This is a genomic window from Roseibium aggregatum (assembly GCF_017309185.1).
GTDB lineage: Bacteria > Pseudomonadota > Alphaproteobacteria > Rhizobiales > Stappiaceae > Roseibium > Roseibium aggregatum_B.
Map to the genome: position 1 here is coordinate 2,101,834 of NZ_JAEKJZ010000001.1, position 15,579 is coordinate 2,117,412.

General features: G+C 58.5%; 7 protein-coding genes. 4 read left to right on the forward strand and 3 right to left on the reverse strand.

Annotated features, from left to right (window positions below; all coding sequences use genetic code 11):
- Nucleotides 1-26: 26 nt before the first annotated feature.
- Nucleotides 27-1,136: a zinc ABC transporter substrate-binding protein gene (locus JF539_RS09100; protein ID WP_207139972.1), complete on the reverse strand. Its 1,110-nt coding sequence runs from the start codon at nt 1,134-1,136 to the stop codon at nt 27-29.
- A gap of 432 nt (nt 1,137-1,568) precedes the next feature.
- On the opposite strand from JF539_RS09100, the gene JF539_RS09105 reads away from it, so the two are divergent.
- Nucleotides 1,569-2,429 (forward strand): PaaX family transcriptional regulator C-terminal domain-containing protein, encoded by an 861-nt coding sequence (locus JF539_RS09105; RefSeq protein ID WP_207139973.1) that lies wholly within the window; start codon nt 1,569-1,571, stop codon nt 2,427-2,429.
- Nucleotides 2,430-2,553: 124 nt separating this feature from the next.
- Nucleotides 2,554-3,873 (forward strand): HlyD family type I secretion periplasmic adaptor subunit, encoded by a 1,320-nt coding sequence (locus tag JF539_RS09110; RefSeq protein ID WP_207139974.1) that lies wholly within the window; start codon nt 2,554-2,556, stop codon nt 3,871-3,873.
- 327 nt (nt 3,874-4,200) lie between these two features.
- Here JF539_RS09110 and JF539_RS27845 read toward each other — a convergent pair whose 3' ends face one another.
- Nucleotides 4,201-10,164 carry a beta strand repeat-containing protein gene (locus JF539_RS27845; RefSeq protein WP_207139975.1) on the reverse strand — a complete coding sequence of 1,988 codons (5,964 nt, stop codon included), beginning with the start codon at nt 10,162-10,164 and terminating at the stop codon, nt 4,201-4,203.
- A gap of 292 nt (nt 10,165-10,456) precedes the next feature.
- Between JF539_RS27845 and JF539_RS09120 the strand changes: the two genes are divergently transcribed.
- Together JF539_RS09120 and JF539_RS09125 are read left to right on the forward strand one after the other, a co-directional pair.
- Nucleotides 10,457-12,085 (forward strand): peptidase domain-containing ABC transporter, encoded by a 1,629-nt coding sequence (locus JF539_RS09120; RefSeq protein ID WP_207139976.1) that lies wholly within the window; start codon nt 10,457-10,459, stop codon nt 12,083-12,085.
- Nucleotides 12,082-14,283: a peptidase domain-containing ABC transporter gene (locus tag JF539_RS09125; RefSeq protein WP_207139977.1), complete on the forward strand. Its 2,202-nt coding sequence runs from the start codon at nt 12,082-12,084 to the stop codon at nt 14,281-14,283. Before JF539_RS09120 ends, JF539_RS09125 begins: the two co-directional genes overlap by 4 nt.
- A 103-nt stretch (nt 14,284-14,386) precedes the next feature.
- Here the strand turns inward: JF539_RS09125 and JF539_RS09130 are convergent, their stop codons facing one another.
- Nucleotides 14,387-15,436, reverse strand: a complete 1,050-nt coding sequence (locus JF539_RS09130) for a cytochrome-c peroxidase (protein WP_207139978.1) — start codon at nt 15,434-15,436, stop codon at nt 14,387-14,389.
- Nucleotides 15,437-15,579 lie beyond the last annotated feature (143 nt).

The window sequence follows — 15,579 nt, forward strand, 5'->3', positions numbered from 1 at the left end:
GTTTTTCTTTGGATTGTCAGAAGATTTCAGGACTGACCCGACAGGCAATCGCTCAGCGACCTGGCCAGGTTTTCGAGGAGTTGCGGATAAAGATCCGGGCCGTTTTCAAGCTGCGTTCCCAAGGGATCGAGCGTTCCCTTGCGCGCGCCACTGCCTTCCAGAGCGACATCGACCAGTTTCGCTTCGAACTGCGGTTCCTGAAACACGCAGGTCACATCAAGCTCTTCGATGCGATGCTGGATTTCGGCGATGCGGTCAGCGCTGGCCAGCGTTTCCGGTGATACGGTGATCGCGCCACTGGCTTCGAAATCGAAATGATGCTCGAAGTGGTGGTAGGCGTCATGAAAGACGACGAATTTCTTGCCGGAAACCGGCTCCAACTCAGCAGCGATCTGCTTTTCCTGGTCCTGGATACGCTTGGCAAACGCGGCTGCGTTGGCTTGGTAGGTGCCTGCATTCTCCGGATCGATCTTCGCCAGCGTCTCGGCCATGGCGCCGGCGATCGCGATGCCGTTTTGCGGATTTAACCAGATATGAGCGTCCTTTTCCTCACCGTGATCATGATCATGGTGATCTTCTGACGCATGCTCCTCCTCATGGTCATGCTCTTCATGATCGGCGTGGTCGGCATGCTCTTCATGATCGTCATGCTCATCCGCGTGGTCTTCATGCTCATGCTCATGGCCATCGCCGTCATCATCGCCATGAGCGTCTTCGTCATGCTCGTGTCCGTGCTCATCGGCGTGCCCATGATCGTGGGCGTCGAAATTTGCGCCTTCCCGGATATCCAGTTGCTCGATGCCGTCGGCGTCCATCAAGGCGATCACTTCGGCTTTAGATGCCATGGAGTGAATTGGTTTTTCGAGAGAAAGAGAGAGCTCCGGCCCCACCCAGAAGACCACGTCCGCGCCTTGCAGCAGGGTCGCCTGAGATGGCTTCAGCGCGAAACCGTGAGGGGACGCTGCGCCGTCAATCAGGATGTGAGGCTCGCCGACACCTTTCATGACCGCGGCGGCTATCGAATGGATCGGTTTGATGGTCGTCACCACCGTCAGGGCATCCGCCAGTGCCGGCGTGCCCGCGGACACCAGGCACAGGGACCCGGCCAATGCCGGGACGGAGAAACGGGAGGTCATGGTATCTGGCTTCCGGTTGAGTGTAACGTAATAACGTATAACTCAATACCGATGAGCTTTCGATGACGCAAGGCGATTTTCGCCAGGATGCCTGTCTTTGAAACTCATATCGTTTGGAGGAATGCCCGCAACGGCCTTGAATCTGGAATGGGTCACCGCGTAGATTCATGTTTCGGGTTCGGTTTCCGGAATTGAAGTGCGTTGCTGAACTTGCGGCAATTCTCGGAGGGGCTCCAATTTTACCTCACGCGCAAGTCTGGCGTTTCACCGGAACACCCCGACGCATTCGGTTTGGGTTCCTTGAATTCAGTCATCGAATGGCGCAGCCGATGTAGCGCGATTCACTCTAGGCAGAATTGTTAAGCGCTTCGATATTGGCTTGGTCCCTGGGCGCGGCTATGGTTGAAAAAACTTCGACGGATCGATTGCTTCATGCCTCCCAGCATCGAACTGACCATAGACCGCTTTGTCTCTCCCAACCCGCCCAAAGCCACGCATCTGATCGCGACGATTTACGGCGATGTCGTCGAGCCGAGAGGTGGCTCCATCTGGATGGGCGACCTGATCAGTCTTTGCGCGGGGTTTGCCGTGAATGAGTCCCTTGCAAGACGGGCGGTTTCGCGTCTCGTTTCCCAGGGGCAGCTCGTCGGGTACAGAGAGGGACGCCGAAGCTTCTATGCGCTGACCCCGGAAGCGGGGACCGAATACAGGCACGCAGCGGAAGTCCTATACGGTGAAGAGGACGGTGAAAGCGAGTGGATCATCGCCCATTGTCCGGAATGGAAGGCACAAGAGGATCTCAGGCGACAGGGCTTCGTTTCGCTGGGGGGCGACGTCTTCGTGGGATCAGACCGTCCGGGCCGCCGAATCGGCGGAACCGCATTCCGCGCCTCGCCGCTGGAACCTGAAAGCGAGGCCCTAAAGGCGCTGGCCTTTGACGCCTACGATCTTGAAACGCTCAGCCGCGACTACGCGGCATTCATCCGGCAGTTCGAGCCTTTGAAAACCCAGTTTCCGAAGAAGCTTGCGGGGGCGCCGGCCTTGGTTTACCGGGTGGCGCTCGTTCACGCGTATCGTGCCGTTCGTTTGAGGGATCCGCGCTTGCCGGTATCCGTTTTGCCCGTGGAATGGCCGGGAACCGTCGCGCGGGCCCTGTTTTGCGAGCTGTATCGCGCATTGTCGGGCGCCGCTGACGAATATATCTGTCGGCACTTTTTGAATCGGGACGGTCCGATGGAAAGAACCACCGAGGCGGTGTCCGCACGCCTGAAGTCCCTGGAACCCCTACGGTAGTTCTGCCATAGGTAACTATCTGTACTAAAAGTTTTATTTCTTCAAAATGGCGCGCCGATTCAGTGGATCTTTACTTTGATGCGCCAATGATGACTGGAAAGAACCAGATCATCGATCGCGTATAATGTTCACTCGAAAACCCGCTGCAGACGACACCTCGCTGGATATGCCTCTCGAACTTGAGGAGGGGCCACCGCCGGTTGCCTACCGTCAGGCCTTGCGCATCCTGTCTGTCGGCACGGTTGTCTTTCTCGCATGGGCGGCGGTCGGTCAGGTGCGTGAAGTCGCCAAGGCGACAGGCGAAATCGTTCCGGCGGGAAAGGTTCAGACCGTCGGGCATCTCGAAGGCGGGCTCGTCGCGGAAATTCTCGTTCAGGAAGGACAGCTTGTCGAGGCGGGGGCTCCGCTGGTGCGCCTTCAGGAGACGGCAGCCTCCAGCGATCTCGAAAAGGTTCAGACCCGCCTGAGGTTTTTGGCAGGCGAAGAACAACGTCTGGCCACGAGAGGGGCAGGGACAGGTCCCTCCGGACTTCGCCTCAGTGGCGGTGTGAGCTTCAGCGAAGCGCAGCAGGCGGCTCTGACTGCGCAGCAAAAAGCACTCGAGCAAGAACAGCAGGCGCTCAAGGCACGGATAAATGAAAAAGAGGTCGAACTGGCGAGCCTTGTCGAGCGTGTGTCCCTGCAGGAAACACAGCTCGAAATAGAAAACGAAAAATATGAAATCCAGCAGAACCTGCTGAAACAGGGCTATTCCTCGAAACGGCGTTATCTCGATGCCAAATCTTCCCTGCAAACCGCTCAGAGCCAGTTGAGTGAACTGGTGGGCATGCAGGGACAGGCGGAAGCTCAGTTGGCCGAGGCGAAGGCGGGCCTCGAACGATCAATTGCCGTTGCCGAGGAAGAACTCGCCGAAGAGCGCAGCCGGGTGGTACAGGAGCGCAACGAGCTGACCTTTGAGGCCGAAAAGCAAAGGGACCGGTTCGAACGGCTTTTTGTGCGGTCGCCGGTCAGCGGCCATATCAAGGCGCTCAACTTGAAAGGGACGGGAAGTGTCGTCGCTCCGGGGGAAGTAGTTGCCGAGATTGTTCCAAGCGACAGCCATCTTGTAGCCGAGGTGCGGATCTCACCGAGAGATATCGGCCATATCGAGGTTGGCGACCAGGCGGAGATTGCGATAACCACCTTCGATCCGAATATTCAGGGTACGCTCACGGGGGAGGTTTCGGTGCTGTCCGCCTCGAGTTTCCGCGACGAATACGGCAATTATTTCTTCAAGGCGACGATACCGCTGACCACCAACCGGATCGGCCACGGAAGCCAGGCCGAGACGATTTCTCCCGGCATGGTCGTGGATGCAAAGATCGTCACCGGTTCCAAATCCGTTCTCCAGTATCTTCTGAAGCCCGTCACGAGAGCGATCGGCGATCCGCTCAGCGAACGGTAGAACCGGAAAATGCACCGTTGGTGTTTTCCGGCCTGACAAACACGCCCGCCGACCGTGCGAAGCTGAGATTGGCGCCCCCCTCGGGGTCATTCCTGACAGAGCGCCGCAAAGCGGCATTGCGTGAGCCGGAATCCGGCTGTCGCGGTGAACAAGGGCGAGCATCGATTTGTAGTCATCGGCCTTGAATTCACAACATCCTGCCAATCTCCGGATAGCGGATCTGCACCCGACTTACGCCTCGCTTTTCTAGACAATCTGTACGTGTGGCTGTTGGCGAACTCGGCCAAGCCGTCTGTGCCGGGCGTTTTCTGGAAAAAGGATAAGGCCTTACCAGCGAATTTCCTCGACGTCGCTAAAGGTGACGCGGCTTCCGTCAGAGAAATCGATATAGCCGTCAGCGTCCTGAGAAAGATCGATCTCTCCGTTGATCGCGTCGACATGGTGTATCGATCCGCTGGTGACGGTCACGGTCCAATCCGTCCCAAACTCCCCGGCAGATTCCGTCCCGGTATAACCTCCGAGGTCGATCACGTCCGTCCACGAGGCGCCGATACCTGCGTTGACCGTATCGTTGCCATCGCCGAGCCCGTAATAAATCAGGTCGGAGCCATCACCGCCAATGAGAATGTCGTCGCCTGTCTGACCGACAAGAATATCGTCACCTGAGCCGGAAACCAGGAGGTCGTTGCCTTCACCACCGGCGAGAATATCATTGTCGCCTTCACCATACAGCGTATCGTTTCCGCTTCCCCCGAGCATGAAGTCATTGCCGCCGCCGCCATAGATCGTGTCGTTCCCTGCACCGCCGTCCAGATAGTTGTTGTCGTTATTGGGCTGGGTGCCGACTTCGTCGTCGATGAAGTCGTCGCCACCTCCACCATAAACAGTATCCGCGCCGGTTCCGTAAATGACAGTGTCGTTGCCGTCCCCACCGTAGATCATATCGTCGCCCGCACCAGAATAGATCGTGCTGCCGTCGTCATGGGCCGTAATGGTATCGGCGCTGTCATGTCCGGTAATCGTCGTTTCGGCGACGCCCGTATCGGTAAACGTGGTCTCGCCGTCTTTCATCTGATAGTCCTCTACGACGTCAGAAACGGCGATCGAAAAGGTCTCCTGTGCCGTGGAACCATCCGAAGACGTTGCGGTCACGGTCAGGGAAACGGACGGTTCGCTTTCATAATCGAACGTCGCCCCGGCAGCGACCGTGACGACACCATTGGCATCCACCGCAAACCTGCTATCGGACACCGTGTAACTCACCGTGTCTGAAACGTCGTTGTCCGTCGCATAAGCGGTGAGGCCGACTGCGGTGCCTTCGGCCGCGTTTTCAGCGACCGCGTTTACCGTCGCCTCCGCGTCCACCAGCGCAGATACGCTTGTCTCGTTCACATCCGAGACGCCAATCGTGTAGGTCTCCGTGCTCGTCGAGCCATCCGAAGAAGTCGCTGTTACGATAACATCGATCGTGGCTTCGGTTTCCGCGTCGAAAGCTGCGCCGGATGCGACGGTCACGACACCGTTGTCATCTACGGCGAAGCGGCTGTCGTCGACCGAATAACTGACAGTATCGCTCACATCGGCATCTGTGGCCAGTGCGGTGATACCGACCTCGGTTCCAGTGGCTGCATCTTCGGCGATTATGTTGCCTGTGGCGTTCGTGTCGGAAACGGGGGAAACCGCGGTTTCATTCACATCGGTGACGGAGATTGTGTAGGTCTCTTGCGAGCTGGACCCATCGGAAGAAGTTGCTGTAACGGTGACGTCTATGGAGGCTTCGGTTTCCGCATCGAAAGACGCTCCGGAAGCAACGGTGACGACGCCGTTCCCATCGACGGCGAAGCGGTTGTCATCGACGGAGTAGGAAACTGTATCGGATGTATTGCCATCCTCTGCCAGAACCGTGACCCCGGTAGCCGCCCCCTCGGCCGCGTTTTCCGCGATGGAATTCGCTGTTTCGTCCGTGTCGCTGATCGCGCCTATATCTTGCGCGATCAAATCGCCCGCAAGAACATCGCCATCGGCAAAACGGAAATTTTCGACATTCACGACCGTGTCGGTTCCGTCCGGGGATCCGTCCCTGTTGTCGGTCACCGTGAAAACGCCAGCGTTTTCCGTGATTGTGTAATCCGAGAAATTCCCCGAATAGACAGCGGTATCGGTTCCCAGTCCCCCATCAATCGTGTCGTCGCCGGCGCCGCCACTCAGCGTATCGTCTCCAGGGATATCTTCAGAGGAGCTGACAAACTCCGAGGTGAACAGATCCTGTGCACTGCCGCCTGGAGGTGTGACTGTCGCTTCAAGCGTCTCGGTGCCGGCATTTTCCCAGTACCGGACTTCGATCGTGTAGATTTCACCGGCGTCCAGGTCGGCTTCCGCCCATCTGGTCGTTGCGGACTGATCGTGATCGTTGTCGAGATGGTCGCTTTCGTTGCCATAGGAATCCGTGAAGGTCACCAGATTTCCGTTGGAATCGTAGATCCGGATTGTCGAACCATCGTCGGAGCGCGTCGAAAAGCGATAGGTGCCGCCGTCGGTCGCGGTAAAATTGGACGTCAGAATGACGCCGAAGTCGTCCTGATTGTCGGTGGAACCTCTCGCGGTCGTAATCAGGGCATTAACGTCGACGGCATCGGTCGTGCCTTCATCGATCATCGACCCGCTTTCGATGTCGCCCGCCTGTCCGGAGGCATAACTGAAATCGTGATCGTAAACCTGATAATGCCAGGTTCCGTTGGTTGACTGGGCCTCTCCGTAAAGCGTGTCGTTGCCGTCGCCTCCTGAAACGGTATCGTCGCCGGATCCTCCAGACAGCGTGTCGTTCGCGGATCCACCGGAGATGTCGTCGTTCCCCGAGGCTCCGTCGATGGTCGCGCCGTCGTCGTGGCCTGTAATGGTGTCGTCGCCGGTTCCGCCCGTGATCGTTGTTTCCGCAACGCCGCTGTCCGTGAAGGACTGGCCCCCGTCGTCTAGCTGATAGTCTTCAGCAACGTCGGATACGGAAACCGTGAATGTCTCCTGGGAGGTCGATCCATCGGAAGAGGTCGCCGTGACGATCAGCGAGATTGACGGTTCACTTTCATAGTCGAAGGTTGCGCCATCTGCGACGGTGACGACGCCGTTTGCATCGACGGTGAAGCGGTTGTCGTCGACGGTGTAGCCGACGGTGTCGGTGACATCGGCGTCGGTGGCGAGCGCGGTGATGCCAACTGTTGTGCCCGAGGATGCATCCTCGGCGATTGTGTTGTCCGTGGCGTCCGTATCGGAAACGGCAGACACGGCGCTTTCGTTGACGTCTGACACGGAGATTGTGAAAGTCTCTTGCGAGGTGGAACCATCGGAAGAGGTGGCCGTCACGGTGACGTCGATAGAGCCTTCGGTCTCTGCATCGAAGATTGCTCCGTCGGCAACGGTGACAACGCCGTTCGCATCGACGGTGAACCGGTTGTCGTCGATGGTGTAGCTAACGGTGTCGGTGACATCGGCATCGGTGGCAAGCGCGGTGATGCCAACTGTTGTGCCCGAGGATGCATCTTCGGCAATGGTGTTGTCCGTGGCATCCGTGTCAGAGACGGACGAGACGGCGGATTCATTGACGTCGGAGACGGAGATGGTGAAGGTCTCCTGGGAGGTGGAGCCATCGGAAGAGGTCGCCGTCACGGTGACGTCGATGGAGCCTTCGGTCTCGGCATCGAAGCTTGCTCCGTCGGCAACGGTGACAACGCCGTTCGCATCGACGCTGAAGCGGTTGTCGTCGACGGTGTAGCTGACGGTGTCGGTGACATCGGCATCGGTGGCAAGCGCGGTGATGCCAACTGTTGTGCCCGAGGATGCATCCTCGGCGATTGTGTTGTCCGTGGCGTCCGTATCGGAAACGGCAGAAACAACGGACTCGTTCACATCTGAGACGGAGATGGTGAAGGTCTCTTGCGAGGTGGAGCCATCGGACGAAGTCGCCGTGACGGTGACGTCGATGGAGCCTTCGGTCTCGGCGTCGAACGAGGCGCCGTCAGCAACGGTGACGACCCCGTTCGCATCCACGCTGAAGCGGCTGTCGTCAACGGTGTAGCTGACGGTATCGGTGACATCGGCGTCGGTGGCGAGCGCGGTGATGCCGACCTCGGTTCCTCCGGCTGCGTCCTCGGCAATGGTGTTGTCCGAAGCGTCCGTATCTAAAACGGCGGAAACGGCGCTTTCGTTGACGTCTGACACCGAGATTGTGAAGGTCTCTTGCGAGGTGGAGCCATCGGAAGAGGTGGCCGTCACGGTGACGTCGATAGAGCCTTCGGTCTCTGCATCGAAGCTTGCTCCGTCGGCAACGGTGACAACGCCGTTCGCATCGACGGTGAACCGGTTGTCGTCAACGGTGTAGCCGACGGTGTCGGTGACATCGGCGTCGGTGGCAAGCGCCGTAATGCCGACCTCGGTTCCTGCGGCTGCGTCCTCGGCAATGGTGTTGTCCGTGGCGTCCGTATCTGACACAGCAGAAACGGCGCTTTCGTTGACGTCGGAGACGGAGATTGTGAAAGTCTCTTGCGAGGTTGAGCCATCGGAAGAGGTGGCCATCACCGTGACATCGATGGAGCCTTCGGTCTCGGCATCGAAGCTTGCTCCGTCGGCAACGGTGACGACCCCGTTTGCATCGACGGTGAAGCGGCTGTCGTCGACGGTGTAGCTGACGGTGTCGGTGACATCGGCGTCGGTGGCAAGCGCGGTGATGCCAACTGTTGTGCCCGAGGATGCATCTTCGGCAATGGTGTTGTCCGTGGCATCCGTGTCAGAGACGGACGAGACGGCGGATTCATTGACGTCGGAGACGGAGATGGTGAAGGTCTCCTGGGAGGTGGAGCCATCGGAAGAGGTCGCCGTCACGGTGACGTCGATGGAGCCTTCGGTCTCTGCATCGAAGCTTGCTCCGTCGGCAACGGTGACAACACCGTTCGCATCGACGGTGAACCGGTTGTCGTCGACGGTGTAGCTGACGGTGTCGGTGACATCGGCATCGGTGGCAAGCGCGGTGATGCCAACTGTTGTGCCCGAGGACGCATCCTCGGCGATGGTGTTGTCCGTGGCGTCCGTATCGGAAACGGCTGAGACAGAGCTTTCGTTCACATCAGAGACCGTCAGGTTGAAGACCTGGGAGGACTGCGAACCATCGGTCGACGTGGCCGTTACCGTGAAGGAGACTGTGCTTTCTGTTTCCGCATCGAAATTTGCGCCGTCGGCAACGGTCACGATGCCGTTTTCGTCGATTTCAAATCTCGGGTCGTCTATCGAATAGGACACCGTGTCGGAGACATCCAGATCTTCCGCGCTCGCGGTTATTCCGGTGGTTTCGCCCGAGGCGGCATTTTCCGCGATGGCGTTGTCCGTGGCGTCGATATCCGTGACGGGCGAAACGCCGTATTCATTGACGTCCCGAACGCCTATGGTGAATGATTCGGTTTGCGTTTGTCCATCGGAGGCAGTCGCAAGGACGACGATGTCGTGACTGCCGGCCGATTCCGCATCCAGATCTCCGGCAACAGAGACGATGCCGCTAGCGGGATCTATGGAGAACAATCCACCGGCGTCATCCAGTAGACTGTATGTGACTTGATTGCCGTCCGAGACATCCGCATGGGCCTGTATGCCCGTTCCCGAACCGGAGGCCGCGTCTTCGTCAACGGAATCGTCCGCGAGATCGATATCCGTTATTCCGGAGAGATTTGATGGAGAGGGCTCCGCAGGGTCCGTTCCGGGAACATCGGTCTCATCGGGAAGAACCGCCTTTGCCGTTGCAGCTTCCTGGGTTGGTGGGGTTTCCAGGCGCTCTTCCGAGATCGGGTCCTGCTCTTGCACGGATCCGTTGAGGATTCGGTCGGCAGGGTCGCTGGACAGCCCATTGCTCAGGGGCGCATCGGATGCGTCGGCAATGTGAACCGAGCGCGTTCCTTCTTCCTCGGCAGACGCGTTCGGCAGACCGGCATCGGCCGCATTGTCCGGCAAAGCGGTACCATCGTTGTCGGATCCGTTGAGGGGTGGTGCCTCGAATATGGTTTCAAAGACGCCCTGACCGGTTTCCTCCAACGACCCCGTATGTCGGTCGGGGGTGTCGCTGCCCAGGTGCAGATTGGCGTTCACCTGCTCCATGGTTTCGCCCAGGTCCTGGTCGAGGTGGTAGTCGTGCGCCTGGTCAAGATGCTGGCCGTCGGGCTCCAGGAAGCCGGAATTCAGGTAGCTGTCCGAGGTCAGGGTGGTTCTGCTCTCGGTTGTCTCGTCCTGATTCCGTTTTTCGATTTCGTTCGCCATTCCGGTCGCACATCCGCACGGTTGAAGATCGGTCGATGGAACGCCGACAGCCTTAAGGAAACGGAAAAAAGAACCGGAAATCTGTATGTTAGTTCAATTTAAATCTACAATTCGGGATTTAGGGTAAACCGTTTTTAAACCGGATTGGCGCATTTTAAACGAGCTCTAGAGGACTGTGGCTCGCTGAATGCTGAAATCGGTTGTTTCATCCTTCTTTCTTCCTCGGCTCCGGATTCGGCATTCGCCGTCGGGCAGGTGGATTACCTCGCCTGGGCTGCCGCGGGATGTGGTCGTGGCGTCCGTTCTGACCAATATTCTCGGCTTGGCGATGCCTCTGGCGGTGTTGCAGGTCTATGACCGGGTCTTGCCGAATGCGTCCCTGAACACGCTCTGGGTTCTTATAGCGGGCGTCGTGACGGTGTTGATCGCCGATGGCGTCATCAAGGTTTCGCGCGCGGCTGTTGTCGGCCGATTGGGGGCGGGGTTCAATCATCAGGCCCACAAGGAACTTTTCCGAAGGATCCTCGATGCCGAAACGGATCTTTTCGCAAGCGTTCCTGTCTCCGTACAGGCGCATCGACTCCGTTCGCTTCAGTCGGTTGCGGAACACTACGGCGATCAGAGACGGCTGCTCGCCGTCGATCTTCCCGCCGGAACGATTTTTTTCGTGGTTCTTGCGTATATTGCCGGCCCGTTGGCTCTTGTCCCGCTGTGTCTGCTCTGCGGATTTTTGATGTTCGCATTGAAGCGAAACCGACTTTTGCAGAAAGTCATTGCAGAACGCTCGGAACAGGGCGACCGGAAGTCCGATTTTATTCTCGAGGTGCTCTCCGGCGCGAAGACCGTGAAGTCGCAGGCCATGGAAGCGTTGATCATGCGCAGGTTCGAGCGCCTGCAGAAACAGGCAGCCGAACTGAATGCAAATTTCATAAGGCTCTCTGGACAGCAGCGGGACATCGCATCGATTTTCGGAACGACGACGACGGTTTGCGTGGTGGTTTTTGGCGCCGCCATGGTCATTTACGGAAACTTCAGCATCGGGGGAGTCGCGGCAAGCACGCTTTTGTCCGGCCAGTTCGTCCAACCGTTTTTGCGTGCAATCAATCAACTCACGGACATGCAGCGTTTGAACAACGACTATTCCCAGGTGAAGGCCCTCTTTCAGTTGCCGGTGGTCGAAGACAATCGCACCCCGGTCGGGGAAACCGACAGTTCGATCGAACTCGTCAACGTGTCCGTGCTCAGGGGCGAGGGTCGAGACCGCGTGCTTGAGAACGTCAACCTCAGGATCGAGGCAGGCGAGTTTCTGGGGGTGCGGGGACCGGAGGGAAGCGGGAAGACCAATCTCATGCGGCTGATCGCGGGAGAAATTCAGCCCGACGAGGGGCGCGTTTTGATCGGAGGACACGATTACTCCGGACCGGAGCGGAAGGCGCTTCGAAAAAACGTTGCCTATCTCGATAGCCAGTCGGCCATCTTCAACGGCAGCATCCTGGAAAATATCACGATGTTCGGTGCTGTCTCGGACATCGCCCGGGCCAGGATGGCCGCGGGGCTTATCGGGCTGGAAAAAGAAATCCATTTGTTGCCGAAGGGCTACGACACACAGATCGGATCCGACCTTGGCGGCAGGGTCCCGACATCGACCCTGCAGAGAATCTGCATCGCAAGAGCACTTGCCGTCGAACCCGGAATACTGGTCCTCAACGAGGCCAATGCCTTGCTCGACCTGCCGGCTGAAAGAGGGCTGATTTCCGCTCTGCGGCGCCTGAAAGGGCTCCTGACCGTTGTGATCGTCAGTCACCGGCCGTCAATGCTTGCGGTCGCGGACCGGCAGATCGAACTGCGCGATGGCAAGATATATCTCCACGGGGGCACAGCCCACGCCGGGGCGCCGGCGAGCGTGGAGGTCGCCGGATGAACAGAGGACTGTTTAATCTGGCGGAGCAGGATTTCCCGGAGAACCCGGTCCACAAGCAATTGAGCGATTTGTCCGCCGAGCTGTGCGCTTCGCCCGATGCTGCGTCGCGGGCGGACGCGTCCCCCGCCGAGAACTGCCTCGTTCCGCTGCTTGAGGAATTGGGATGGCACGGAAACAGCCGGCTCCTTTTTGAAGCTCTTCCGCATTTTGATTCCGTTGCGGATTTTCAGGATCTCAGGGCCGTACTCAATCGCTTGAATGTGAGGACAACCCTCTATCACGGCAAGGCGCGCAATCTGGACAAGAGCCATTTCCCGTGTTTGAGAGTGGCTGGTGGCGACGTGCAGATTATCGCGGGCATGTCGGATACAGGCGATTTCCGTGTCTACTCCGGCTGCGAGGGGCAGGCGAAAACCGTACCGACGGCAGAGATTACGCGAGACGAAGTCTATCTGGTCAAGGAAGACGTTGAAGAGACCGGCAAGGCCCGCAACGGCCGCAGCTGGTTCTCGCAGGTGTTCAGAAAATTCCGCGGCAGCGTCCTGGCGATCCTGGCACTGGGGTTTGTGCTGAACGTCCTGGCGCTCGGTCCGCCGTTGTTCATCATGGCCATCTACGACAAGGCCATGGGCGCGAAGGCGATCGATGTGCTGTTCACGATGGCCGCCGGTATCGTCATCATTCTAGCCTGCGAAATAGGGCTGCGCAGGGCCAAGAACCGCCTGCAGTCCTACCTCGGCGGCCGCATCGACGCCCTTGTCGGCAACAAGACTTTCGAACGCATCCTGCATTTGCCCTATGCCATGCTGTCGGAAGCTCCGATCGGGACCCAGGTTGCGCGTCTCAGGTTCTTCGGCAGCGTTCGGGACATTTTTCAGAGTTCTCTTCTCAGCGCCATTGTCGATATCCCCTTTACCCTGATCTTCATCGCGGCAATCTTCCTGATTGGCGGTCCCGTGGCGTTTCCGCCCCTGGTGCTTCTCGGTCTCTATACGCTGATGGCCATTTACGTTCTGCCCAGGATCCAGCGAGAGGTCGCACTCGTCGGAGAACAGAAGACCAGGCTCAACAACTTCATGATTGAAACCGTCCGGAACCAGAGAGCGCTCCGGAACCTGTCGGTGGATGACGTCTGGCTGGATCGGCTGTCGACCCTGTCGGAGAATTTCAACAAGTTGAATCTGCACGCGCGCAACCTGACCCATGTCCTTCAAACCGTTTCCCAGACGCTGATGACGATTTGCGGCGTGCTGGTTCTGGGGATCGGCGCGGGGCAGGCAATGAACGGAGACATGAGCCTGGGCGCGCTGATCGCGACAATGGCATTGTCGTGGCGCGTCCTGAGCCCGATGAACCAGGCATTCTTGAGTATCACTCAGTTCGCGCAAAGCCGGGTGGTGATCGATCAGATCAATAGCCTGATGCAGGTTCCCCTGGAGCGCGAGCCCGGTCATCTGCCGAAGATCAAGCGTGAAATGCGCGGCGAACTGAAGATCTCTTCACTCGTGCTGCGCTATCCGGGAGCGACGGAAGCCACCTTGAAGGGCATAGACCTGACTGTCGGCGAAGGCGAGACGGTTGCAATCACCGGGGCGAGCGGTTCTGGGAAAACCGCGCTGTTTCAGGCCATAACGGGGTTGTTCCAGCCCCAGGTCGGATCCATTCTTTTCGACGGACTGGATGTGCGCCAGCTCGACACGTCCGAGTGGCGGTCCGCGATCGGTTACGCTCCGGACAACCTGGATTTCTTTTACGGCACGGTCGACCAGAACCTGCGCCTGTCCGATCCGGGTGCAAGTCACCAGAGGCTTGTCGAAATCACGTCGCAACTCGGCCTTTTGTCCTACCTGAACGTTCATTTCGACGGACTGGAAACCAGGCTCAACGGTCAGAGCCTCAAACTGATTACCGAGGACATGAAACAGCGGATCGTTCTCGCCCGCGCGCTGATCAAATCCGCACCGCTCTATCTGTTCGACAATCCCGGCACGCATCTCGATTTCGAAGGCGACAAGAAATTCATGGAGATGATCGAGGCGCTTCACGGCAAGGCCACAGTTCTTCTCAACACTCAAAGGCCCAGCCATATGAAACTGGCGGATCGGGTCGTGGTGTTGAAGTCCGGTCAGATCGCGATGATGGGCCCGCCGGAAAAGATTGTCCCGGCGATCATGGGGCAGCCGGCCAAGGCCGGGTGAGGGCGGAGAACGGTCTTTCGGTCCGGACAAGCTTCGCAAGCCAGAAAAAAGGCGGCGCCAGTGGCACCGCCTTCTCGAGTTCTTGCACGATTGCGCCGTTTGCTTATTCGTCGATAACGACGCCGCTGGGTTTCGGCGTTGTTCCCGTTTCAGCCGGCAGGATCGGATAGACGACTTCCGGAACCTCGCCGGTCAAGGCGTTCAGGAAGGCGACGACCGAGTCGATTTCGTCTTCGGACAGGTCCGCACCAAGCTGCGATGAAGCCATGATCTCGACGGCCGTCTTCAGATCCCAGACGACGCCGGAATGGAAGTAGGGGGCCGTCACGGCGATGTTCCGCAGGGGACCTGCGCGGAAAACATATTCGTCATCGGCGGTTTCGGTCACCTGGTACCGGCCCCGGTCACCCTCGGGAAGAACTTCCGCACCGGGTTTTTCAATGAGGCCGAACGGGTAGTATCCGTGACCGCCGACATTGACGCCGTTATGGCAGGCGGAGCATCCGGCTTCCATGAAGACGCGGAGACCTTCCTTCTGCTGGTCGGTCATCGCGTTGTCGTCGCCGTTCAGCCAGGCATCGAACGGTGCCGGCGTGACCAGCGTGGCTTCGTAGGCTTCGATCGCCTTGGCGAAGTTGTCGAAGGTGACCGGATCCTGTTCGCCCGGGAAGGCAGCCTTGAACCAGTCGACGTATTGCGGCATGGAGTTCAGGGTCGCAACCACGTTTTCAGGCGTGTTGGCCATTTCGACACCGGCCTGAACCGGGCCCTTGGCCTGTTCGGCCAGGTCGGCTGCGCGACCGTCCCAGAACTGGGCTTCGTTGAAAACGGAGTTCAGGACGGTCGGTGCGTTGCGCGGTCCCTTCTGCCAGCCGTGACCGATGGAGGTGGACATGTTGTCGTCACCGCCGGTCGCCAGGTTGTGGCAGGAGTTGCAGGAGAACACGCCGGACGCGGACATGCGCGGATCGAAGAAGAGCGCCTTGCCCAGATCGATCTTTTCCGGAGTGATCGGATTGTCCTGAACCGAAGGGGTCGTAGAGGGGACCGGTTCGAACAGGTCCTTTGCTTCGGAACGCAGGTCTTCTTGCGCCGAAGCGGCTCCCGCCAGCAGACAGCTGACAGCAGCGATGGATGTCATCAAGTGTTTCATGGTTTTATCCTCCGCAGGAAAGTTGCGTCGGGAAGACAGGGTCGTGTTGCACAGCACCCTTTCTTTAGAACAATTCTATTTAGACGCCTTGAATCGGCAAAAGGATTTGATTTACCTCAATTTTCCACCTGCGACAGACGCGC